Genomic DNA, 21,375 nt, shown 5'->3' on the forward strand with positions numbered 1-21,375 from the left:
GGGGCAGGCGGCACCCTGGGCGATGCGGCGCGCGACGGGCGCAGTCCGAGGCGGGCGCGGTGGGCGGGGTGCGGCGGCAGTGCGGCTGACGGCACCGCCACCGGCGGGCGGCGCGGTGGCGCGCGGTGCGGTGGGCAGCGGGAGGCGATGCGGTGCGCGGCGGTGCCGTGCGCGGCGGTGCGGCAGCGCAGCGCCCGAGCGAACCCGAATCCGGTCTCAGCCCCGCCGCCCGACCAGCCCGCTCAGAGAACGAACGAATCCGACCACGGCTGAGAAGCCCGCCCGGACAGTGCGTCCAGCAGCGTCACCGCCTGCTTGTCGGTCAGCGAGGCCACGAAGTCGACCACCGCCCGCCCGCGCGCGAGCCCGCGCACCGCGTCCGCTCCCGTCACCGGCTCGCCCGTCGCCCCCACCAGCAGCTCCGGTGCCGAGCGCGCCAGCCCGGCGTACTCCGCCCGGGCCAGCTCGACCAGGTCGTGCAGCCGGCGCGGCAACCGGGACACCTCGTCGCGGTCGAGCAGCCACGCGTCGAGCGCGTCGACCAAGCTCGTCACCACCCCCGCCTGGCCGCGCTGGTGCAGCGCGAGGTCGGGGCGCAGCAGCACGAACCGGCGGTGCACGAATTTCAGCACCTGGACCTCGTGCCACTGGGCGGGCCGCAGCGAGACGTGCCCGGTGCGGGTGGACGGCGAGGGCAGCAGGAACACGCCGTCGACCAGGCGGGCCGTCCAGTTCGCGGAAAACGCCGCCGTGGCCTGTTCCGCCTCGATCGAGCCGTCGAACTCGCCGGCCAGGAGCCCGTCGACCAGCTCCGCGCGCACCCGCGCTACCGCGGCGGCGAACGCGTCGTCGTCAACGATCCAGGCGTCCTTGGCGTGCATGCGGCGGCGGAGGCGTTCGAGCGAGCGGCCCGGGCGGCGCAGGTCCGCGTGCAGCGTCTCGTCGTCCAGCGACGCCAGCTCCGCCGCGTGCTCGAGCCACTCCCCCAGCTCCGCGGCGACCGGCGCGTGCTGCAGGACGCCGATGCGGTGGAAGTCCTGCAGGTCGTGGATGGCGTAGGCGATGTCGTCGGCGGTGTCCATCACGGACGCTTCGACCGTCTGCTGCCAGCCTTCGACGCGGCCCGCGAAGGCCGCGCGCGCCTGCTCGAAGTCGTCGAGTTCGGTGGCGTAGGCGGAGAACTTGGCCGCGCCGGTGCCCGGCAGGTCGCCCGGCTCGGCCGCCCCGCGCGGGGGCACCGCCAGCCCGGACGGGTGCGGGGCGGGGTGGTGCAGCCGCAGCCACGGGTACTTGAGGACGGCGGCGCGCACCGCGGCGGTCAGGTCCAGCCCGATCGCCGACGGCCCGCGCACGTCCGTCGTGGTGATGATCCGGAACGTCTGCGCGTTGCCCTCGAAGCCGTCGGCGAGGCCGAAGCGGTGGCGGGCGATCCGGTCGAGCGTCTGCTCCCCGAGGTGCCCGAACGGCGGGTGCCCGAGGTCGTGGGCGAGCGCGGCGGCCTCGGCGACGTCGGGGTCGCAGCCGCCGAGCTTGTCGGCCAGCCCGGCGTCCGGCCCGCCGGTGACGCGCTCGGCGATGGCCCGCGCGACCTGCGCGACCTTGAGGCTGTGGGTGAGCCGGTTGTGCAGCAGCCCGGCACCGGCGGCGCTGACGACCTGCGTCACCCCGCCGAGCCGCGCGAAGAACGGCGACGCGGCGATCCGGTCGCGGTCGATCCGGAACGGGCTGGTCGCCAGGTCGGTGAACCCGCCGACGTTCGCCACGGGATCGCGCCGGGCCGTCCGCGGGTCGGTCTCCTGATCCATGCGCCCGACCTTATCCGCAGGTTCACCTGAACGGCGGGCAGGCGCGTGGGTACCCCGGAAGCATGTCCCGACGGATGGTCACGACACTGGCGGCGCTCGCTTTCACCACGGCCGCGTGCGGCACCCCGCCCGGCTCGCCCGGCACGACGACCTCGACAGCGACCTCGACTTCGATCACGACCTCGGCTCCGGCGTCGGCCTCGGCTCCGGCGAAGCTGATCAAGGTCCCGGACGTCTCCGGCATGAACCACCAGGACGCCCAGAACGCGATGCAGCGCGCCGGGCTCTACAACCTGCGTGAGGTCGACGGCACCGGACAGGGCCGCGCGCTGGTGATCGACCGCAACTGGCGCCAGACCGGCCAGGACCCGGCGCCCGGCACGGAGGTCCCCGCCGACGCGGTGATCACCTTGACCGCGGTCAAGTACGACGACCGTTAACCCTCCGGCGGAGTCGTGTACGCCTTCAGCGTGCGATCGGCCGCCGCGCGCGCCTTGGCCGGGTCCGCGCCCGCCGCGACGTCGGCTTCGTACCAGGCCTCGTTCGAAGCCGTCATGAAGCGGATGCCGTCGGGCGACATCATCCAGGCCATCGCCGCCTCCGGGTCGACGGCCGTGCCCGGCGCGGACAGGTGCAGGACCAGGCCGACCAGCGCCCCGTCCCAGCCGATGCCGACCGCGCCCGGGCCGAACTCGTCCCAGCGCTCGTCGACGTGCGCCACGTGCTCCAGCTCGAACCGCGTGCCCGGACCCTCCGGCGTCAGGCGGACCTCGATCCAGCTGACGTTGCCGCCGAACTCCCACGTCGCGGCGAAGCTCTTCGGCGGGTCGCAGCGCTCGACCGTGCCGCCCGCGTTGCCTTCCAGCTGGTACTTCCCGCCGACCTTCAGCTCCCCGCTGACCGGCAGGAACCAGCGCGGGATGCGCTCGGGGTTCGTGCAGGCGTCCCACAGGTCGTCGAGATCGGTGTCGTAGACCTGGCTGATCGTGAGGACGCGGGCTTCCTTCCCCTCGAGCACCCGGTCGCCGAGCGTCCGGCGGACGGCACTGATCTGGTGGCTGACGTCGATCACGAACCTTCTCCTTCTTCGATGTGGCGCCGGGCCCGCTTGCCCCGGGCGATTTCGGTGGCCAGCGCGTCCAGCGGCGGTGTCCAGTACCGGCGGAACCGGTCCAACCAGACGTCGACGTCGCGCAGCGGATCGTGCCCGACCGCGTACAGCCGCCTCGTCCCGTCCTGGCGGACGACCGCGAAGCCGTTGTCCCGCAACACCTTCAGGTGCTGGGACACGGCCGGCTGCGAGATGCCGAACTCGGCCCGGATCACCTCGGTCACCGCGCCGGCGGCCCGCTCGCCGTCGGCCAGCAACTCGAGGATCCGGCGGCGGACCGGGTCGCCGAGGACGTCGAACGCGTGCACCAGACCAAGATACAAGCTTCAACTTATATAAGTCAAGGCTGAAACAGCTACGCCGATGTGGGTAATCCCCGGTGAACATCAGCCGACATCGGTTCCGCTGCGCCGCGCGACCCGCGACGATCGGGGCCGTGAAGTCGCCACGCGCGGTCCGCTTCGCCTTCCAGCCGCTGTACAGCCTCCACACGGGAGGTGTCGTGGCGCACGAAGCGCTGGCCAGGCCCGGCCGCGGCACCGTCCCCGAGCTGCTCGCGCAGGCGCGCCGCGACGGCCGGCTCGCCGAAGCCGACCTCGGGCTCGCCGTGGCCGCCGTCCGGCAGGACGCCGAAAACCCGACGTCGCTCCCCCTGCACCTGAACCTCTCCGCCCGCACCCTCGCCGCGCCACCGGCGATGTACGACGACCTCCTCGAAGAGCTCGGCGACGCGGGCCGCCGCACCCGCGACGTCGTCCTGGAGATCGGGCCGCCGTTCGCGCCGCTGCCGGCCGGCCGCGCGCTCGCCGGCATGCGCGAGCTCACCGAACTCGGCTTCCGGCTCGCGCTCGACGGACTCGGCCGCGGCGACCTGCCGCTGGGCCTGCTCGTCGAGGCGCCGGTCGACCTGGTGAAGCTCGACCGGACCGTGCTGCGCGGGCTGCCGGACGACCCGGCGTCGGCCGCGGTGGTCGAGGCGCTGCTGCACTACACGAACCGCACCGGCACGCGGCTCGTCGCGACCGGCGTGGAGACCGGCGCGCAGCTCGACGCCGTCCGCGGCCTGGGCGTCCGGATCGCGCAAGGGCACCTGCTCGCGCCGCCGACCGCCGCCGGGCCCGCGCCGGCCCTGCTCACGCGCGGCCGTCCCTCGACCGGGGCGCCGGCACCGTGCGTCGGCGACTTCCTCCGCCCGGCGACGACCCTGCCGGAAACGGCGACGTGCGACGAAGTCCGCGCGGTGCTCGCCGCGGCGGACGCGCCTTCGGGCGTGGTCGGCGTGGACGAGCTGCACCGACCGCGCTGGTCGGTCGACCGGACCCGGTTCCTGGTGGCGGTCACCGGCCCGTACGGGCACGCGCTGCACGCGAAGCGCCCGGCGGCCCGGCTCGCGGACACCCCGCACACGATCGAGGCCCGCGCCGGCGCGATGGAGTTCCTCGAGCTGGTCACCGACGCCGACTGGGGCCGCACGGGCGACGACGTCGTCGTGGTCGACGAGCTCGGCCGCTGCCTCGGCGTGGTGCTGGTGACCGAGGTGGTCCGCGGCGTGGCCGAGGCGAAGGTCGAGGCGGCCGCGGCGCTGAACCCGCTGACGCGCTTGCCGGGCAGCGACACGATCGCCCGCGACGTCGCCCGCCGCATCACGATCGGCGAGCCGTTCGTCGCGGCCTGGCTGGACATCGACAGCTTCAAGGCGATCAACGACACGGCGGGTTTCGCGGCGGGCGACAACCTGATCCGCGAGCTGGGCGCGGCACTGACCGAGCTGGCCGGTGGCCTGCGGCGGATGCGCGTGAGCCACGTGGGCGGCGACGACTTCCTGGTGGTCTGCGACGTCGACGAGATCGCCACGGTGGCGGGGGCGTTGCTGGACCGCGCGTGGTCGGCGGAGGGGCGGCCGGTGACGGTGTCGCTGGCGACGCTGGTCTGCGCGAGCGGGGCGATCGGGTCGTACCAGGAGGTTTCGCGGCTGCTGGCGCCGCTGAAGAAGCGCGCGAAGGCGGTTCCGGGGTCGAGCTGGGTGCTGAGCCGCCCGGGCTCGGAGCGGGTGGAAGTGCTGCGCGGCATCGGAACCCGCGGCCTGCAGGCCGCCGCGGGCTGAGCCGGCTCTCACTCCCAGTCAAGGGTGAGCTGCGCCTGGATCGCCGCCGCCGCCCACCCCACGTACTCCTCGTGCCGCCAGCCGCACACGTCCGTCAGGTGGTCGTAAGCCTCGTGCGACATGATCAGCCCGATCGCGTCGGCGAGCCGTCCCACCGAACCCCCTTCCGGCGCCAGGCCCGCCGCCGAGAGCCGGCCCGCGATCTCCGCCCGCCGCGCCACCGCCAGCTCCGCGCGGACCGCCGCCACCTCCGCGTCCGCCGCGGCCGCGGTCGTGAACGCGCGCCAGATCGGCAACGATCCGCGCACGCCCGCCGCGACCCGGGACACCACCGCCGGCAGGTCCGCCGGTCCGGCCGGGCCCGCCAAGGCGTCCAGGTTCATCGCGTCCGGGTCGCCCGCGAAGCCGGCGCGGAACGCGGCCAGCAGCAGCTGCGGCTTGCGGCCCGCCTGCGTCACCGTCTCCAGGCTCACTCCGGCCTCCGCCGCGATCTGCCGCATGCTCGTGCCCGCGTAGCCGCGCGAGGCGAACAACTTCCCCGCGGTCGCCACCACGTGGGCCCGGGTGCGCCGGGCGCGGGCCTCGCGCACCGGCGACGCGTAACGGCGACGCGCGCCGCCGGAATCCGGTATCGTCATCGCTATTGGATGGTACAGCGTATCGCCCAATATCGGGAGGGAGGGGCCATGACCCGGGTACTCGTCTGCGTGCAGCCCGCGCGCGGGCACGTCGGGCCGACCAAGCCGATCGCCGAGGCGCTCATCGCCGCCGGGCACGAGGTCACCGTCGTCACCGGCACGCGGTACCGGGAGACGTTCGAGAAGCTGGGCGCCACCGTCGCACTCCTGCCGCCCGAAGCCGACTTCGACGAGACCGACCTCGACGGCACGATCCCCGGCCGCGCGGGGCTGCGCGGCTTGGAGCTCGCGCGGTTCGAACTGACCCACTTCGTCCGCGCGATGCCCCACCAGCTGAGCGTCATCGACGCCCACGATGCCGACGTCGTGCTGTGCGACCCGCTGGTGATGGCCGGGCTGGCCCTGGTCCGGCGCGACCGGCGGCCACGCCTGCTGACGCTGGGGTTCCTGCCGTTCATGCCGCCGGTGCCGACCGGCCCGCCCGGGCACCCCCTGCGCGGCACCCTCCTCAAGACGCTCGTGCCGTGGGTGACCGGGCCGGCGCGGAAACTGGCGAAAGACCTGCTGGGCGGCGACCCCGGCCTGCTGTTCACCGACTGGCCCCTGCACAGCGACGGCGTGCTCCAGATGACCTGCCCGGGCTTCGAGTACCCGCGCCCCGGAGTGCCGCTGCACTTCATCGGGCCGACGACGGTCAGCGCGGCGAGCGAGCACCCGCTGCCGCCGTGGTGGGCCGACCTGGACGGCGGCCGGCCGGTGGTGCACGTGACCCAGGGGACGGTCGCGAACGACGACCTCGGCCGGCTCGTCGAGCCTGCCATCGACGCGCTGGCCGATGAGGACGTCCTGGTCGTCGCGACGACGTGCGGCGCGCCGCTGCGGCCCGGCCCGCTGCCGGCGAACGTCCGCGTGGCCGATTTCCTGCCCTACGACGAGCTGCTCCCCCGGTGCGCCGCCGTCGTCAGCAACGGCGGGTACGGCGGCGTCAACCACGCCCTCCGCTACGGCGTGCCGCTGGTCGTGGTCGGGGCGAGCGAGGACAAGCGCGAGGTCGCCGCGCGGGTCACCTGGTCCGGGGCCGGGATCGGCCGCGCCCGCGCCTCGGCCGCGCCGAGGACGCTGCGGCGGGCCGTCCGCACCGTCCTCGACGACCCGCGCTACCGCACCCGAGCGCAGGAGCTGGCCGCGGAAATGGCCACCGGCCCGACGATGGACGAGGTGGTGCAGCTCATCACGGCGCCCCGCCGCGGCTTGTCGTGAGTGGTAAGGCTGGTCCTAACCCGCCTTACCACTCACGAGCCGTGGGCCGACAGGTAGCTCGCGAACCGCTCGTCGACCTCCTCGGCCGTCAAGCCGAAGTCCGCGAGGCTGTACCGGTGCACCGGTTTCCGCTCCCCCGTCCGGCTCGCCCCGTGCACCGCCGTCATCGCCGCCCGCGCCTCCGGGGTGAACTCCAGTCCGAAGTGGTCGTACACAGTGGACACCGTGCCGATCGGGTCGGCGACGAAGTCCTCGTACCGCACGTCGCAGAACTGCGCCGGGTTGTGGCGCGCGCGGGCCCAGCTGAACTCGTCGGCTCCGCGTGCCCACAGGTCGAGCTGCCCGCGCCCGATCACTTCGCCCCGGAACTTCGAAGACCAGCCGTCCGCGGCCTTCTCGGCCAGGCTGCACATCGACGCCATGATCGTGCTCGGCGCCCGGTGCGTCTGGATCACCAGCGCGTCCGGGTAGTTCGCCATCAGCGCGTCCAGCGCGAAGAGGTGGCTGGGGTTCTTGAGCACCCAGCGCTTGCCCGCGTCCGGCAGCCCGATCAGCTGCAGGTTGCGCTTGTGCCGGGCGTAGGCGTCGGTCCAGTCCTGCTTGGCCAGCCAGCGCGAGTACCGCGGCAGGTGCGCGAGGCATTCGAAGGACACCGACCGCATCGACTGGCGCAGCAGCTGCCAGCACTCCTCCACCTGGTCGGCGGACATGTGGTGCACACCCATGAACTCCGGGTGCTCGACGTGGTGGCGTTCGTAGCCGGCCTGGATCCCCTGGAAGATCGGGTTGTCCGCCCACGACGACCGCGGCGGCCGCGGCTGCGGGACCTCGGCGAGCCACACCTCGAGACCCTGGTGCGCGGGGTCCTCGGCGAGCAGCCGGTGCAGCGCGGTCGTGCCGGTGCGCGGCAGCCCGGTGACGAAGATCGGCCGCTCCAGGCGGACGTCCGCGTACCCCGGGTTCTGCTTCCACGACGCCTCGCTGAGCAGCCGCGCCACGAGCGCGCCGCGCAGGAACGCCCGGTGCACCTTGTTGCCGTACGGCGTCAGCTCTTCGTCCGCCTCGTACGACTCCAGCAGCACGCGCAGGCCTTCGAGGTACTCGTCGGCGCCGAAGTCGTCGAGCCCGGTGAGCTTCGACGCCGAGGCGTGCAGGTCCTCGACGGTGCCCACGTCTTCGCGGCCGGGAAGCATCGATCCTCCTAGTGGTGGTACTCGCCGCCGTTGACGTCGAGGCACTGCCCGGTGATCGCGCGCGCCATCGGCGAGGCGAGGAACACCACCGCGTCGGCGATCTCGTCGGGCTCCGGCAGCTTGCGCAGGTCTGTTGTGGACGCCGTCTCGGCGTAGACTTCTTCCGGCGTGATGCCGCGTTCCTTGGCCAGGTAGGCGAAGTACCACTGGAGGTTCGGTCCCCAGATGTACCCGGGCGCCACGGTGTTGACGCGCACGCCGTCCGGCCCCAGCTCGCTGGCGAGGCTCTGGGACAGCGACAGCAGCGCCGACTTCGCCATCTTGTAGGCGCCGAACGTGCGCCGCGAGTGCCGCAGCACGGCGGAGTTGATCATCACCAGCGAGCCCTTGCTCTCCTTGAGCGCGGGCAGGAACAGCCGGGTCAGCCGGAGCACGGAGATGGCCGCGGTCTCGAAGCCCGCGCGGACGGCGTCGAACTCCACCTTGGCCAGGTCGGTCAGCGGCGGGACGGCGAAGGCGTTGTGCACCACCGTGTCCACCCGGCCGAACGCATTGACGGCCTCGCTCACCAGGTTCGCGGCGGAGTCCGCGTCGTCGATGTCGGTGCGGACCGCGACCGCCCGGCGGCCGAGGTCGGTCACCTCCTTCGCGACCTCGCCGAGCCGCGACTCGGTGCGCGCGGCGAGCACGACGTCCGCGCCCGCCTGCGCGCTGCGCACGGCGATCGACCGGCCGAGCCCGGGACCGATCCCCGAGACGACGACCACCTTGCCCTGCAGCACGTTCTCCACGCTCACCCCAGCATCCGGGCGGCGACGGCGTCCTGCCGGGCCGCGATCCTCGCCGTCCACTGCTCCGGCGTCACGCGCGCGTCGGCGTGGTAGGGCAGCCGGTCGGGCAGTTCGTCGGTCTTGACCACCTCGACGACCGGGCCGTCGTCCGGGCCGAGGTCGCGGGCGAGCCGCTGCCAGCGGATCTGCACGTACCCGCGCTCGTGCCCGGTCAGCTCCAGCCAGTTCGCCAGGCCGGGGTCGCGCTCGGCGAGCACGAACCGGATCTTGCCGTCCGGGTCGACGCGGGCCTGGTCGGCGGTGAGGCTCGTCTGGTGGTTGATGTAGTCGAGCGAGACGTACCAGAGGCTGCCGAGCTGGATGCCCTGGTACGGCGCGTCCGCGCAGCGCGGCACGGTGACGATCATCGCCTCTTCGACGCCGAGCTCGTAGTGCCCGGCCGAGGAGAACTGGGTGGTGAGCCCGCCCGGGGTCGAGCGCGGCTCGGTCATCGTGTTCACCGGCAGGTTGTCGTAGAACCACTTCGGGAAGGCCAGGAACGTCCTGAGCCGGCTCAGCAGGATCTTGCCGGTGACGCCGTAGCGCTTGGCCAGCGCGGACCGGTCCGGCACCGGCGGCGCCTGACCGGCCGTGTCGACGCACTGGATGCGGATCTCGCCGCGGCGTTCGGTGGCCCAGTCGCTGTGGACCTCGCGGACCACGAGCATCGACGAGCCCTCGCCGAGGACGAAGTAGTTCGGCCCCGGGTTCTCGCGAGCCGGGCCGAACCGCAGCTCGAACCGGCCGTCCGGGCCGATCTCGATCGCCCGGTCGTCGAACGCGGCGAGGCTGTCGGGCACCTCCACCGGCGAGTAGTCGCCGTTGAGGACCTGGAAGCTCAGGTCGGCGGTGGTGCCGCGAACCCCGGTGACGAGGTACTCGCGGTCGGCGCGGATGTTCGCGTTGAAGTACAGCGTGTCCGGGTTGTCCAGGCCCATCTTCGTGTAGGGGCCGGTGGACGCGGTGAAGTACGGGAAGTCGCGCTGGTAGGCCCAGGCCATCTGCAGCGACGCCCGGATGCTGCCCGCGAGGTAGTCGTAGCCCTCGAGCAGGCCCTGCTCGGTCTGCGCCGGCGGGGCTTCGGCGATCAGCTTCTCGGCCTCGACGATGGCGTCGGCGAACGACCGGGTCAACGAGAACTCGTTCTCGATCATGCCGGGACGGCCCAGCGGTTGGCGATCAGTTTGAAGCCCGGGATGGCGTCGAAGGACGTCATCGACTCGTAGGTCCGGACGTACCCGATGTGCGACATCCGCCAGACGCCGCCGCTCTCGCGGCGGTAGGTGTCTTCGTAGAACGCGGCGCCTTCGATGATCACCTTGTGGTCGGGCACGATGACCCGGTCGGTGAACGACCACCGCCCGGTCGCGGTGTCGCCGTCGACGTCGATTTCCGGTTGAGCCGCGTGGTGCACGGTGATGATGCCGTTGCCGAGGCTCTGGGTGAGGAATCCGACAATGGCGTCGCGGCCTTCGAACTGCTTCCCGTCCCCGCCCACGGCGTGCGTCCCGTAGTTCGCCGTGGCGTCGGCGGTGAACGTGTCGGCCACCTCGTCCCACAGTTTCAGGTCCACCCCGCGCAGGTACCGGTACTTCAGCCGCTTGATCTCTTCGAGTACGACCAGGTCCATGCCCCCAGGGTCCCCCACCGCTTGACCGATGACAAGAACATGTTCTACTTTTTTCCGGTGTCCGTGACCTCGTACGAGCTCTCGCACCTGGCCGCGCTCGAAGCGGAGGCCGTGCACGTCTTCCGCGAAGTCGCGGCGACCTTCGAGCGCCCCGTCCTGTTGTTCTCCGGCGGCAAGGACTCGGTGGTGATGCTGCACGCCGCCGCGAAGGCGTTCTGGCCCGCGCCCCTGCCGTTCCCCGTGCTGCACGTCGACACCGGCCACAACTTCGACGAGGTGCTGCGGTTCCGCGACGAGACCGTCGCCGCCCTCGGCCTGCGCCTGGAGGTGGCGAGCGTGCAGGACGACCTCGACGCCGGCCGCGTCGTCGAGGAGACCGGGCCGCGGGCCAGCCGCAACCGGCTGCAGACGGTGACGCTGCTGCGGGCGATCCGCGAGGGCGGCTTCGACGCCGTGTTCGGCGGCGCCCGCCGCGACGAGGAGAAGGCCCGCGCCAAGGAGCGCGTGTTCAGCTTCCGCGACGAGCACGGCCAGTGGGACCCGCGGGCGCAGCGCCCGGAGCTGTGGAACCTCTACAACGGGCGGCACCGCCGCGGCGAGCACATCCGGGTCTTCCCGCTGTCGAACTGGACCGAGCTGGACATCTGGCAGTACATCCGGGACGAGCGGATCGCGCTGCCGCCGCTGTACTACGCGCACAAGCGGTCCGTGGTCCAGCGCGACGGCATGCTGCTGGCGGCCACGCGTTTTCTATCCCTTTTGGACGGTGAGACGCCGTACGAGGCGACCGTGCGCTTCCGGACCGTCGGCGACGCCACGTGCACCGGCTGCGTCGAGTCGTCGGCGGCGACCCCGTCCGAAGTGGTCGCCGAGGTGGCCGCCACCCGCGTCACCGAACGCGGGGCGACGCGGGCCGACGACCGGATTTCCGAAGCAGGCATGGAAGACCGCAAGCGGGAAGGCTACTTCTGATGCAGCTGCTGAGGATCGCCACGGCAGGAAGCGTGGACGACGGGAAGTCCACGCTGATCGGCCGGCTGCTGTTCGACTCGAAGGCGATCTTCACCGACCAGCTCGCCGCCGTCGAACGCGCCAGCCGGGACCGCGGCGAGGACTACCCGGACCTCGCCCTGCTCACCGACGGGCTGCGGGCCGAGCGCGAGCAGGGCATCACCATCGACGTCGCCCACCGCTACTTCGCCACACCGCGGCGGAAGTTCATCATCGCGGACACGCCGGGGCACCTGCAGTACACGCGGAACATGGTGACCGGCGCGTCCACCGCCGACCTGGCACTGGTCCTCGTCGACGCGCGCAAGGGCGTGCTGGAGCAGTCGCGGCGGCACGCGTTCCTGGCGTCCCTGCTCGGGATCGGGCACCTCGTGGTGTGCGTGAACAAGATGGACCTCGTCGGGTGGTCGCAGGAGCGGTTCGACGAGATCCGCGAGGACTTCCGCCGGTTCGCGATGAAACTCGACGTCGCAGACCTGACGTTCGTGCCGGTCTCGGCGCTGCACGGCGACAACGTCGTCCACCGCAGCGCGAGCATGCCCTGGTACGAAGGCACTTCGCTGCTGCACCAGCTCGAAGAGGTGCACGTCGCTTCCGACCGCAACCTCATCGACGCGCGGTTCCCGGTGCAGTACGTGATCCGCCGGTCCGACTTCCGCGGCTACGCGGGCACCATCGCGGGCGGGGTGTTCAAGCCGGGTGACGAGGTCGTGGCCCTGCCGTCGGGGTTCACGTCGAAGGTGCGCGCGGTCTGGGGACCCGGCGGGCAGCCCCTCGAAGAGGCGTTCACCGGCCAGGCGGTGGCGGTGGAGCTGGCCGACGACCTGGACCTCGGCCGCGGGGCGATGCTGTGCCGCCCGGGCAACCGCGCGGAGTCGGCCCGCGAGGTCGACGCCCTGGTCTGCTGGTTCTCCGAGCGCGCCGCGCTGACACCGGGCGCGACGTACGCGGTGCGGCACACGACCACCGAGACGCGGGGCACGGTCGAGCGGCTGGAATACCGCCTCGACGTCACCACCCTGCACCGCGACGAGACGGCGGAAGCGCTGTCCTTGAACGACATCGGCCGCATCCGGCTGCGCACGCGTTCGCCGCTGCTGTTCGACCCGTACCGCCGCAACCGGGCCACCGGCGGCTTCCTGCTGGTCGACGAGCACACCGGCGACACGGTCGCGGCGGGCATGATCACCGGGGCACCGGTGTCCCCGGTCGTCTGGCACACCGCGGCGGTGCGGCGCGAGGACCGCCCGACCCGCGGCGCGACCGTGTGGCTCACCGGGCTTTCGGCGTCGGGCAAGTCGTCGGTGGCGGTCGAGCTGGAACGCCGGCTGGTCGCCGCGGGCCGCCCGGCCTACCTGCTCGACGGCGACAACCTGCGCCACGGGCTCAATGCCGGGCTGGGATTCAGCCCCGAGGACCGGGCGGAGAACGTCCGGCGCGTGGCGGAGGTGGCCCGCCTGTTCGCGGACGCGGGCGTGGTGGCGATCGCGTCCCTGATCAGCCCGTACTCGGAGGACCGGGCCCGGGCCCGGGCGGTCCACGACGGGCTGCCGTTCGTGGAGGTCTTCGTCGACACGCCCCTGGAGGTCTGCGAAGCCCGCGATCCGAAGGGCATGTACGCGAAGGCGCGCGCCGGGGAGATCACCGGCTTCACCGGCATCGACGCCCCCTACGAGCGCCCTGCGTCGCCCGATCTGGTGCTGCGCCCGGGCGACGGCGACCCGGCGGCGATGGCGGCGGCGATCCAGGTCCTCCTGGACGACCTGGGCTGAATTCGCTTGCTCGTGCCCCTAGGGTGGGCTGCATGACGTCGGTCAGGCAGGTCCAGGTCACCTTCGACTGCGCGGAACCCGAGCGCGTCGCCCGGTTCTGGTGCGAGGTGCTCGGGTACGAGCTGCACAGCTCGGGCCTCGCCTGCAGTGATCCCACGGGCGTGGGCCCGCGGCTGTACTTCCAGCGCGTGCCGGAAGGCAAGGTGGTCAAGAACCGCGTGCACCTCGACGTCCGGGTCGGCACCGGGCTCGTCGGTGAAGAGCGCCTCGCCGCGCTCGAGGCCGAGTGCGCCCGCCTGATCCCGCTCGGCGCGGTCCGCGGGCAGCTCCTGCTCGCCGACGAGGACAACGAATCGTGCCTCAACATGCAGGACGTCGAGGGCAACGAGTTCTGCTTGGACTGAGCCCTACTCGGCTTCCAGGACGAAGAAGAGGAAGCTCGGGAAGGTGTCGAGGATTTCGAAGTCGCCGGGGAACAGCTCCCGCGCGGCCGGCACCGGGTGCGGTTCGCTGACGACGGCGATCCGGAAGCCCGCCGCGGTGAACGCGTCGGTCATCGCGTGCAGCGGCTTGTTCCAGAAGGTCATGCGGGCTTTCTCGCCGTGGAGCTCGAACTCGTCGGTCCAGGTGTAGGCCTCGAAGTAGTCGGGCCGGGGCCCCTCGTGGCGGTGCGTCAGGTTGATCATCATCGGGTGGTTGACCGAGGCGATGAGCCGGCCACCGGGTTTCAGGACGCGCCGCAGCTCGGCGAGCACCGGGTCCCAGTCCCGCAGGTAGTGCAGCACCAGCGACGCCACGACGTCGTCGAACTCGCCGTCGGCGAAGGGCAGGGGGCCGGCCAGGTCGGCGACCCGCAGGTCCGCGCCGTCGCCGAGGCGCCGCCGGGCGTGCGCCAGCATTTCGGCGCTCTGGTCGATCCCGGTCACGACCGCACCCTGCTCCCGCAGCGCCGCGAACAGCGGGCCGGAGCCACAGCCGGCGTCGAGGATCCGCCGTCCGGTCGCGTCGCCGACGAGCGCCAGGGTCGCGGGCCGTTCGTAATAGGCGTTCATCAGGCTGTTTTCGTTTTCGGCCGTGTACGCCTCGGCGAAGTCGTCGTATGCGGCAGTCATGCGGCCCATCTTGCCCGAATCAGCGCGACGGCGTCACGAAGCCCGAGTCGTACGCCCGGATCACCGCCTGGGTCCGATCCCGCGCGCCGAGTTTCGCCAGCACGTTGCCCACATGGGTCTTCACCGTCTGCACCCCCACGTACAGCGCAGCCGCTATCTCCACATTGGACAGTCCGGCGGCCACCAGCCGCAGCACTTCGCGCTCGCGTTCGGTCAGCCCGGCCGAGGCCAGGCCGTCACCGGCCGGGCCGGGGGCGCGCTGGGCGGCCAGCCGGCGGATCGCCGCCGGGAACAGCAGCGATTCACCGGCCACGACGGTCCGGATCGCCGCGACGATCTCCTCGGGCCGGGTGCGCTTGAGCAGAAAACCGCTGGCTCCCGCGAGGAGTGCGTCGTAGACGTAGTCGTCGTTCTCGAAGGTGGTCACCACGATCACCTTCGGCGGTTCGTCCACAGTAGACATCAGGTGGGTGGTGGCGCGGATGCCGTCCACCGCGGGCATCCGCACGTCCATCAGTACGACGTCGGGGCGCAGCCGAGCCACCAGCCCGGGCACCTCCGCGCCGTCGGCGGCCTCCCCGACCACCGAAAGGCCGTCCTCGCTGTCGATGATCGCCCGGAGCCCGGCCCGGATCAGCGGTTCGTCGTCGACCAGCAGCACGCGCACGCTCATCGCCTGCTCCCCCACGGCACCCGCACCACGACCTCCCACTGCCCGTCCACCGGTCCGGCCGACAGCTCACCGCCGAGCACCGCCACCCGCTCGGCCATCCCGCGCAGGCCCCGGCCGCCCCCGGCCCGGCGCGAACCGCTCCCCAGCGGGTTGGCGACCCGCGCGCGGAGCTCGTGCGCCGCGACACCGACGACCACCGTCACCGGGACCTTACCGGCGTGGCGCACCGCGTTGGTCAGGCCTTCCTGCAGGATCCGGTACACCTCGCGGGACACCACCGGCGGCACGGCGGCCAGGTCGCCGCCGAGGTCGGCGGTGACGTCGGTGCCGGCGAGCCGGGTCGTTTCGAGCAGGGCGGGCAGCGCGGCGAGCGTCGGCAGCGGCGTCCGGCCGGCCGCCTCCTCCCGCAGCAGGCCGAGGACGTGGTCGAGGTCGTCGAGCGCGGTGCGGGCGGACTCCTCGATGGCGCCGAGCGCCCGCTCGGTGAAGTCCGGGTCGGTGCGCAGCGTCCGCCGGGCGGCGCCCGCCTGGACGGTGACGACGCTCAGCGCGTGCCCGACCGAGTCGTGCAGCTCCCTGGCCAGGCGGTTGCGCTCGGCGAGCTGCTCGGTCCGCCGTTCGAGCCGGGCGATCCGGTCGGCGGCGGTGGCCCCGAGCAGCCCGGTCGCGGCCCGGCGCAGCAGGCCGCCGGCCACGCTGACGGCGTAGATCAGCAGGACCAGGCCGAACAGGAGGGCCACCGGCAGCCAGACCGAGGCCCAGCCCACCGGCACGGTGACGGCGTCGCCCTCGCCGGTCTGGAAGAGCTGCCCGGTGAACACGGCGCTGATCGACAGCCCGATCGCGACGGGGGCGGCGAGGCTGAAGAAGCTGACGACGAACCCGGCACCCACGTGCAGCACGAACATCACCGCGGCGCGCAGCCGGCCCCGGCGGGTGTGCGGCTTCGCGGGCGCGTCCGGCACCGGGTCGTCGAGCAGCTCGCGGACCGCGGTGGACTCCAGGACGTGGACGGCGGGCAGGAACGCCGTCCCGGCCAGGACGGCCAGGGTGAGCAGGCCGCCGACGACGATGGCCCGGTCCGGCGTGGTGACGAACGGCAGCAGCGACGGCACGGCGACCGCGGAGAACAACAGGTAGGGCACGCTGATGGCGCCGCCGAGGACGAGGTAGACCCAGCGGCGGTAGGTCGCCTTGCTCGTCAGGGGCCCGAAGATGCGCACCGGCCGATCTTCGCAGCCCGGCACCCGGGCGCGCCTCCCTCTCGCGGTGGAACCGCCTCACCCCTCGCCGTCGGACGGCGTCACCACCGTGCGGCGGAAGTGGTTGAAGATGACGGAGGTCCGGACGTCGACGATCTCCCGGCGCTGGGTCAGCCGGTCGAGGACGAACCCGCTCAGCTGGTCGTTGTCGGCGACCGCGATGTGCAGCAGGAAGTCGTCGCTGCCGGACATGACGAACACCGAGAGCACCTCGGGCAGGCCGGTCACGAAGGCGCGGAAGGACTCGATCACGGCGCGGTCGGGCGGTCGCAGCCGCACGGCGACCATCGCCTGCACGGGCCGGCCGATCTTCTTCAGGTCGACGTCGACGGTGTGCCCGCGCACGATCCCGCGCCGGGTGAGGTCCCGCACCCGTTCGAGGCAGGTGGACTGCGCGATGTGCAGGCGGCGGGCGAGTTCCTTGTTGGTCTGCTTGGCGTCCTCCTGGAGGAGGGTCAGCAGGGCCGTGTCAAGTTCGTCCATCGGGCTCTTGCTCTCGATTTCTCATCGTGCGATTCGGCATTTTGGTTGTCCCGCCGAATCTAACACGGCGTTCGTCGTCGTGGCGCTGGCTGTTGTTTACCGTCGGCGCCATGATCACCGATTCGCCTCGTGTGGGCTCGTCCGTCTCCGCCGTCCTGGGCGCGGCGCTGATCTGGAGCAGTTCGTTCGCGGTCACCAAGGTGGCGCTGGCGGAGATCCCGCCGATGACGCTGGGCGCGCTGCGGTTCGTGCTGGCGGCGGCGGTCCTGGGAGTGGCGGTGCACACGGGCCCCGACCGCCGTCGGCTGCCCTCCCCCCGGCAGCGGCTGGCCATCGGCGCCGCGGGCCTGCTGGGGATCACGGCGTACTTCGCGCTGGAGAACGTCGGCGTCGACCTGGCGTCGGCGTCCGACGCGACGCTGATCGTCGCTTCGTACCCGATTTTGACGCTGGTCCTGTCCGGCCGCGCGGCCTTCTCCCCCGCCCGGCTGACGGGCATGCTGGTGGCGGTCGCGGGAGTGTGGCTGGTGGTCCAGGGACAACCGGGCGACTCTCACTCCCTGTGGGGCGACGGGTTCCTCATCGCGGGCGGAGTGGTCTGGGCGGCGTACAACATCCTGGCCCGGCGGGACGGCTCCGGCGCTTCGCCGATCGTGGTGACGTACTACCAGACCCTCGCGGGAGCGGGCGGGTTCGTGCTGCTGTCACTGTCCGAAGTGGACCGGTGGAGCACGCCCAGCGGGGGAACCGTGCTGCGGATCGGGTTCCTGGCCGGATTGTGCTCGGTGGCGGCGTTCCTGCTGTACAACCACGGGCTCCGGGGGCTCGATCCGAGTGTCGCGGTGAACCTGCTGAACGTCGTGCCGGTGGCGGGCCTGGTCTGGGCGGTCGTGCTGGCCGGCGAGACACTCACGATCACCCAGGTGCTCGGCGGCGCGGTCGTCATCGCCGGCGTCACCGTGGGCCTGCACCGGAAGAACAGAGGTGGCCTCCGGCGCACCGGAGGCCACCACGAACCAGCTCAGTAAGCGACCGCGCGGGTTTCGGCCGCCCGGGCCACCAGCCCGTTCACCCACAACGACTGCACCTTCGCCGCCTCGGCCGCCGAAGGCTTGGCGTTCTTGCACGCCGTGCCCGGCCCGTGGCCCGACATCAGCTCCGTGCACGGGCCGCTGTAGTGGTCCGGCAGGCCGAGGTTGTGCCCCAGCTCGTGCGCCGCGATGCGGGTCGGGTCGAAGCCCTCCGCCACCTGGCTCGTGTCCAGGTAGATCTGGCCGCGGCCGTGGCCGTTGGTGTTCGTGTACGAGCCGCCGCTGTGGATCTCGTGGAACACGATCGTGGCGCTCGTGTTCCGCTTGACCAGCTTCACGTCGGTGACGGCGGTGTTCCAGTTGGCCGCGCCCTGGTCGATTTGGGCGAGGTAGTCCGGGGCACCCGACGAGCTGTAGTACAGCGTCGTGACCGCGGCCGCCGAGGCGGCCGGAGCGGTGGCCAGGCCCAGGCCGAGCGGGGCCGCGACGGCCGTGGCCAACGCCACGACCCGGCCGATCACGCGTCCGTTCATCGTGTCTCCTTCGTCCGGTTCGCCGGAGCTCTTCACCGTGGTACGCGCGATCAGGTTAGAAGGCAACCACCGCCGCGGCCACGGCCGAAAGTCGTTCCCCCACGGGAGGGAGCCCCCTCCCGCCGCCGCGTGAGCCGCCGGTGGCGGCCGCCGTGGTCTGCTCGTTCCCGGCGAAAGGGAACCGATGGACATCCTGCTGGGCCTGCTGACCCTCCCCCTGTACGTGCTCCTGCTGTGGCCGCTCGTCGCCGCGGCCCGGCGCGTGCTCGGCGTCCGGATCGGTGCCGTGCGTGCCCTGTGCGCCGCCGCCTTCGGGTGGCTCGTCGCCGGCGGCATCGCGCAGGCGTTCCCCGGTTCGCTGCTGCACAACGGCGGCGCGGCGATCGGCCTGCTGATCCCGTTGGCGGGCAGCGCTTTCCTCGCGACCCTGATCTTCCTGTTCGTCGTGGAAATGGCGCTGCCGCACGGCGTCGGGCTCGGCCGGCTGCGGGGCCGGCTCGCCCGCACCCGCCGGTACGCGCAGATCAGCCGGATCGCGGTCAAGCACGGCCTCGGCCGCTACCTGACCGGCCGGCGCGAACCCGGCCTCGCGCGGGGGCGGCACGCCAAGCTCGCGCGCTCCCTGCGCCACGCGCTGGAGGAAGGCGGCGTGACGTTCGTGAAGCTCGGCCAGCTGCTCTCCACCCGCGCGGACCTGCTGCCCCCGGTGTTCACCGACGAGCTCGCCCGGCTCCAGGACCAGGTCGCCCCCGCCCGCGCCGACGCCGTGTGGGCCCTGCTGGCCGACGAACTCGGCGGCTCCCCCGACGACGTCTTCGCCGAGTTCGACCCCGAACCGCTGGCCGCCGCGTCGGTCGCGCAGGTCTACCGCGCGAAGCTGCGCAGCGGCGAAGACGTCGTGGTCAAGGTGCAGCGACCGGGTGTTCGGGAGCAGGCCGAACGCGACATCGCCATCGTCCGGCGCGTCGCCGCGGCGTGCGAGGACCGCGCGGACTGGGCGCGGTCGCTCGGCGTCGCCGAACTGGCCGACGGGTTCGCCACCGCGCTCGCCGAGGAACTCGACTTCACCATCGAAGCCCGCAACATCACCGCCGTCGCCGCCACCGGCTCCCCGGACGTCGGGCTGCCGAAGGTCCACAAGGGACTCTCCACCGATCGCGTGCTGGTCATGTCCCGGCTGGCCGGCCGGCCGCTCACCACGGCGAAGGACACGCTGCCCGCGGCCGAGCGCAAGCGGCTGGCGCGCTCGCTCCTGCGCTGCCTGCTCGACCAGGTGATGATCGGGGGCGTCTTCCACGCCGACCCCCACCCGGGCAACCTCATGCTGCTGAGTGACGGCCGCCTCGGCCTGCTCGACTTCGGCTCGGTCGGCCGGCTCGACAGCGGGCTGCGCGGCGGCCTGCAGAACCTCCTGCTCGCCCTGGACCGCGGCGACCCGGCGGGCCTGCGCGACGGGCTCCTCGAAATCGTCGACCGCACCGTCGAAATCGACGAACAGCGCCTCGAACGCGCCCTCGGCGCCCTGGTCGCCCGGCACTTCGGCCCCGGCCGCACGCCGGACCTCGACCTGTTCACCGGCCTGTTCCGCGTGGTCGCCGACTTCCGGCTCAGCGTGCCCCCGCCGGTGGCCGCGGTGTTCCGCGCGCTGGCCACGGTCGAGGGCACGCTGGCCGCGCTGGATCCGGGCTTCGACGTCGTCGCCGAGTCCCGCGCGTTCGCCGTCGAGCAGGTCGGCGCCGGGCTGCGGCCGGGCTCGCTCGGCCGCACGGCGGTCGGCGGTCGGCGGTCGGCGGTCGGCGGTCGGCGGTCGGCGGTCGGCGGTCGGCGGTCGGCGGTCGGCGGTCGGCGGTCGGCGAGCTGACCGCGCTGCTGCCGGTGCTGCGCCGCATCCCCCGCCGCATCGACCGGATCGGCGCGGCCCTGGAGGAGGGCCGGCTGTCGGTGAACGTCCGGCTGTTCTCCGACGAACGCGACCGCGACGTCGTCACCGGCCTGGTCCACGAAGCCCTGCTGGCCTTCGTCGGCGCGGCCACCGGGCTCATGGCGGTGTTCCTGCTGACCGGTTCGGGCGGCCCGCGCATCGCCGCGGACCTGACGCTGCACCAGGTGTTCGGCTACAACCTGCTGGTGATCAGTGCCCTGGTGGGCCTGCGGCTGCTGTTCGTCGTCTTCCGGCGCTCCGGACGAGCGTCACGATCAGCCCGATGAAGCCGGCGAAGAACAGAACGGCGCCGCCGAGCAGCCACCAGCGCAGCGCGGGGTACATCCGGTCTTCGAACGGCGCGCCCGGCAGGCCCGCGTCGGTGAAGGCGGTGGTGCGCGGCAGTGGCGCCGGGCGGAAGGCACTCCCGGTGCCGGCCACGAAGCCGGTGACCGCGGAAAGCGGCACGACGCCGAGGAAGCGCGAATCGCGGGCTCTGCCCCGCTCGTCCCCGAGCAGGAACACCTGACCTTCGTGCATGCGCACGAGGTACGGCATGGCGGCCGCCGCGTCGTGCGCGTACTCGTCTTGGCTGAGGTAGGTCTCGGTGATCGGCCGGCCGTCCACCGACAGCCGCCCCTCGGTGCAGCAGGCGACGACGTCCCCGGCGACCGCGACGACCCGGAAGACACTCAACCCGGAACTGTCCGGGTGGGCGAACGCACCGCGGTCGAACATGACCACGTCCCCGCGGTGGACCTCTTCGCCATCGCGGGCGCGCACCACGACCTCGCCGCCGGGCTTGAGCGCCGGGCTCATCGCCGGCCCCGGAACCCGGTAGGCCCGGTAGCTCAAGAAACCCGTGCCCACACCGGCCACCGTCACACCGAGGCCCAGCAGGGCGACGACGATGCCCACCACGAGGGCGGGCGAGATCCGGCGCTGCTTCGGCAGTTCGGGCGGCGCGGGCGGGAACGCGAGGTCGGTCACGACGATCTATCGCCCG

Annotated in this window: 21 protein-coding genes and 1 pseudogene; 8 read left to right on the forward strand and 14 right to left on the reverse strand. The window is 72.7% G+C overall.

Going from position 1 to position 21,375, the window contains the following annotated elements:
- Positions 1–242 precede the first annotated feature (242 nt).
- Positions 243–1,805: a dGTP triphosphohydrolase gene (gene dgt / locus AB0F52_RS41830; protein ID WP_360183289.1), complete on the reverse strand. Its 1,563-nt coding sequence runs from the start codon at positions 1,803–1,805 to the stop codon at positions 243–245.
- Between the two features lie 74 nt (positions 1,806–1,879).
- On the opposite strand from dgt, the gene AB0F52_RS41835 reads away from it, so the two are divergent.
- Entirely contained in the window at positions 1,880–2,245 is a 366-nt protein-coding gene (locus AB0F52_RS41835; RefSeq protein WP_360183527.1) for a PASTA domain-containing protein, read from the forward strand.
- Here AB0F52_RS41835 and AB0F52_RS41840 read toward each other — a convergent pair.
- Together AB0F52_RS41840 and AB0F52_RS41845 are read right to left on the reverse strand one after the other, a co-directional pair.
- Positions 2,242–2,877 (reverse strand): SRPBCC family protein, encoded by a 636-nt coding sequence (locus AB0F52_RS41840; RefSeq protein ID WP_360183291.1) that lies wholly within the window; start codon positions 2,875–2,877, stop codon positions 2,242–2,244. The genes AB0F52_RS41835 and AB0F52_RS41840 overlap by 4 nt on opposite strands.
- A complete protein-coding gene (locus AB0F52_RS41845; RefSeq protein ID WP_360183293.1) occupies positions 2,874–3,224 on the reverse strand; it encodes a metalloregulator ArsR/SmtB family transcription factor in 351 nt (116 codons plus the stop codon). Before AB0F52_RS41845 ends, AB0F52_RS41840 begins: the two co-directional genes overlap by 4 nt.
- 128 nt (positions 3,225–3,352) lie before the next feature.
- On the opposite strand from AB0F52_RS41845, the gene AB0F52_RS41850 reads away from it, so the two are divergent.
- A complete protein-coding gene (locus AB0F52_RS41850) occupies positions 3,353–5,020 on the forward strand; it encodes a GGDEF domain-containing protein (protein ID WP_360183295.1) in 1,668 nt (555 codons plus the stop codon).
- Positions 5,021–5,028: 8 nt separating this feature from the next.
- Here AB0F52_RS41850 and AB0F52_RS41855 read toward each other — a convergent pair whose 3' ends face one another.
- Entirely contained in the window at positions 5,029–5,658 is a 630-nt protein-coding gene (locus tag AB0F52_RS41855) for a helix-turn-helix domain-containing protein (RefSeq protein ID WP_360183297.1), read from the reverse strand.
- Between the two features lie 48 nt (positions 5,659–5,706).
- Between AB0F52_RS41855 and AB0F52_RS41860 the strand changes: the two genes are divergently transcribed.
- Positions 5,707–6,918: a glycosyltransferase gene (locus AB0F52_RS41860; protein ID WP_360183299.1), complete on the forward strand. Its 1,212-nt coding sequence runs from the start codon at positions 5,707–5,709 to the stop codon at positions 6,916–6,918.
- Between the two features lie 32 nt (positions 6,919–6,950).
- Here the strand turns inward: AB0F52_RS41860 and AB0F52_RS41865 are convergent, their stop codons facing one another.
- The 4 genes from AB0F52_RS41865 to AB0F52_RS41880 are packed head-to-tail and all read right to left on the reverse strand — an operon-like array spanning position 6,951 to position 10,571.
- Entirely contained in the window at positions 6,951–8,111 is a 1,161-nt protein-coding gene (locus tag AB0F52_RS41865; protein ID WP_360183301.1) for a sulfotransferase, read from the reverse strand.
- A gap of 8 nt (positions 8,112–8,119) precedes the next feature.
- Positions 8,120–8,908, reverse strand: a complete 789-nt coding sequence (locus tag AB0F52_RS41870; RefSeq protein WP_360183303.1) for an SDR family oxidoreductase — start codon at positions 8,906–8,908, stop codon at positions 8,120–8,122.
- Complete coding sequence (locus tag AB0F52_RS41875; RefSeq protein ID WP_360183305.1) at positions 8,905–10,095, reverse strand: hypothetical protein; 1,191 nt, start codon at positions 10,093–10,095, stop codon at positions 8,905–8,907. The genes AB0F52_RS41870 and AB0F52_RS41875 overlap by 4 nt, the downstream gene beginning before the upstream one ends.
- On the reverse strand, positions 10,092–10,571 hold the full coding sequence (locus AB0F52_RS41880; RefSeq protein WP_360183307.1) for a nuclear transport factor 2 family protein: 480 nt from the start codon (positions 10,569–10,571) through the stop codon (positions 10,092–10,094). Before AB0F52_RS41880 ends, AB0F52_RS41875 begins: the two co-directional genes overlap by 4 nt.
- A 39-nt stretch (positions 10,572–10,610) precedes the next feature.
- Here AB0F52_RS41880 and cysD point away from each other — a divergent pair, with 39 nt between their 5' ends.
- From cysD to AB0F52_RS41895, 3 genes are read left to right on the forward strand one after another with little or no spacing between them, the layout of a single operon-like run.
- Positions 10,611–11,543, forward strand: a complete 933-nt coding sequence (gene cysD / locus AB0F52_RS41885) for a sulfate adenylyltransferase subunit CysD (RefSeq protein WP_360183529.1) — start codon at positions 10,611–10,613, stop codon at positions 11,541–11,543.
- On the forward strand, positions 11,543–13,354 hold the full coding sequence (gene cysC / locus AB0F52_RS41890; RefSeq protein WP_360183309.1) for an adenylyl-sulfate kinase: 1,812 nt from the start codon (positions 11,543–11,545) through the stop codon (positions 13,352–13,354). The genes cysD and cysC overlap by 1 nt, the downstream gene beginning before the upstream one ends.
- 32 nt (positions 13,355–13,386) lie before the next feature.
- The gene (locus tag AB0F52_RS41895; protein WP_360183311.1) at positions 13,387–13,758 is read left to right on the forward strand and encodes a VOC family protein; all 372 of its coding nucleotides are present in this window, start codon (positions 13,387–13,389) and stop codon (positions 13,756–13,758) included.
- A gap of 3 nt (positions 13,759–13,761) precedes the next feature.
- Here the strand turns inward: AB0F52_RS41895 and AB0F52_RS41900 are convergent, their stop codons facing one another.
- From AB0F52_RS41900 to AB0F52_RS41915, 4 genes are read right to left on the reverse strand one after another with little or no spacing between them, the layout of a single operon-like run.
- Positions 13,762–14,466 carry a class I SAM-dependent methyltransferase gene (locus tag AB0F52_RS41900; RefSeq protein ID WP_360183313.1) on the reverse strand — a complete coding sequence of 235 codons (705 nt, stop codon included), beginning with the start codon at positions 14,464–14,466 and terminating at the stop codon, positions 13,762–13,764.
- A gap of 19 nt (positions 14,467–14,485) precedes the next feature.
- Positions 14,486–15,139, reverse strand: coding sequence for a response regulator transcription factor (locus tag AB0F52_RS41905; protein ID WP_360183315.1), 654 nt, complete (start codon positions 15,137–15,139; stop codon positions 14,486–14,488).
- Positions 15,136–16,362 (reverse strand): histidine kinase, encoded by a 1,227-nt coding sequence (locus AB0F52_RS41910; protein WP_360183317.1) that lies wholly within the window; start codon positions 16,360–16,362, stop codon positions 15,136–15,138. Before AB0F52_RS41910 ends, AB0F52_RS41905 begins: the two co-directional genes overlap by 4 nt.
- 57 nt (positions 16,363–16,419) lie before the next feature.
- Positions 16,420–16,884, reverse strand: a complete 465-nt coding sequence (locus AB0F52_RS41915) for an Lrp/AsnC family transcriptional regulator (protein ID WP_360183319.1) — start codon at positions 16,882–16,884, stop codon at positions 16,420–16,422.
- Positions 16,885–16,994: 110 nt separating this feature from the next.
- Between AB0F52_RS41915 and AB0F52_RS41920 the strand changes: the two genes are divergently transcribed.
- Complete coding sequence (locus tag AB0F52_RS41920; RefSeq protein ID WP_360183321.1) at positions 16,995–17,912, forward strand: DMT family transporter; 918 nt, start codon at positions 16,995–16,997, stop codon at positions 17,910–17,912.
- Here AB0F52_RS41920 and AB0F52_RS41925 read toward each other — a convergent pair.
- Positions 17,906–18,448 (reverse strand): snapalysin family zinc-dependent metalloprotease, encoded by a 543-nt coding sequence (locus AB0F52_RS41925; protein ID WP_360183323.1) that lies wholly within the window; start codon positions 18,446–18,448, stop codon positions 17,906–17,908. The genes AB0F52_RS41920 and AB0F52_RS41925 overlap by 7 nt on opposite strands.
- 184 nt (positions 18,449–18,632) lie before the next feature.
- On the opposite strand from AB0F52_RS41925, the pseudogene AB0F52_RS41930 reads away from it, so the two are divergent.
- A pseudogene (locus AB0F52_RS41930) lies at positions 18,633–20,656 on the forward strand (AarF/UbiB family protein).
- Here AB0F52_RS41930 and lepB read toward each other — a convergent pair.
- Positions 20,580–21,359: a signal peptidase I gene (lepB, locus tag AB0F52_RS41935; RefSeq protein ID WP_360183325.1), complete on the reverse strand. Its 780-nt coding sequence runs from the start codon at positions 21,357–21,359 to the stop codon at positions 20,580–20,582. The pseudogene AB0F52_RS41930 and the gene lepB overlap by 77 nt on opposite strands.
- Between the last annotated feature and the right edge of the window lie 16 nt (positions 21,360–21,375).

The organism is Amycolatopsis sp. NPDC024027, from assembly GCF_040638975.1.
Classification (GTDB): domain Bacteria; phylum Actinomycetota; class Actinomycetes; order Mycobacteriales; family Pseudonocardiaceae; genus Amycolatopsis.

What these genes read in the sequence shown, in the direction of transcription:
- AB0F52_RS41855 (WP_360183297.1), bottom strand. Translation starts at nt 5,658, where the DNA reads ATGACGATACCGGATTCCGGCGGCGCGCGTCGCCGTTACGCGTCGCCG.
- AB0F52_RS41915 (WP_360183319.1), bottom strand. Translation starts at nt 16,884, where the DNA reads ATGGACGAACTTGACACGGCCCTGCTGACCCTCCTCCAGGAGGACGCC.
- AB0F52_RS41900 (WP_360183313.1), bottom strand. Translation starts at nt 14,466, where the DNA reads ATGACTGCCGCATACGACGACTTCGCCGAGGCGTACACGGCCGAAAAC.
- AB0F52_RS41920 (WP_360183321.1), top strand. Translation starts at nt 16,995, where the DNA reads ATGATCACCGATTCGCCTCGTGTGGGCTCGTCCGTCTCCGCCGTCCTG.
- AB0F52_RS41865 (WP_360183301.1), bottom strand. Translation starts at nt 8,111, where the DNA reads ATGCTTCCCGGCCGCGAAGACGTGGGCACCGTCGAGGACCTGCACGCC.
- AB0F52_RS41925 (WP_360183323.1), bottom strand. Translation starts at nt 18,448, where the DNA reads ATGAACGGACGCGTGATCGGCCGGGTCGTGGCGTTGGCCACGGCCGTC.
- AB0F52_RS41860 (WP_360183299.1), top strand. Translation starts at nt 5,707, where the DNA reads ATGACCCGGGTACTCGTCTGCGTGCAGCCCGCGCGCGGGCACGTCGGG.
- dgt (WP_360183289.1), bottom strand. Translation starts at nt 1,805, where the DNA reads ATGGATCAGGAGACCGACCCGCGGACGGCCCGGCGCGATCCCGTGGCG.
- cysD (WP_360183529.1), top strand. Translation starts at nt 10,611, where the DNA reads ATGTTCTACTTTTTTCCGGTGTCCGTGACCTCGTACGAGCTCTCGCAC.
- AB0F52_RS41905 (WP_360183315.1), bottom strand. Translation starts at nt 15,139, where the DNA reads ATGAGCGTGCGCGTGCTGCTGGTCGACGACGAACCGCTGATCCGGGCC.
- AB0F52_RS41895 (WP_360183311.1), top strand. Translation starts at nt 13,387, where the DNA reads ATGACGTCGGTCAGGCAGGTCCAGGTCACCTTCGACTGCGCGGAACCC.
- cysC (WP_360183309.1), top strand. Translation starts at nt 11,543, where the DNA reads ATGCAGCTGCTGAGGATCGCCACGGCAGGAAGCGTGGACGACGGGAAG.
- AB0F52_RS41875 (WP_360183305.1), bottom strand. Translation starts at nt 10,095, where the DNA reads ATGATCGAGAACGAGTTCTCGTTGACCCGGTCGTTCGCCGACGCCATC.
- AB0F52_RS41880 (WP_360183307.1), bottom strand. Translation starts at nt 10,571, where the DNA reads ATGGACCTGGTCGTACTCGAAGAGATCAAGCGGCTGAAGTACCGGTAC.
- AB0F52_RS41835 (WP_360183527.1), top strand. Translation starts at nt 1,880, where the DNA reads ATGGTCACGACACTGGCGGCGCTCGCTTTCACCACGGCCGCGTGCGGC.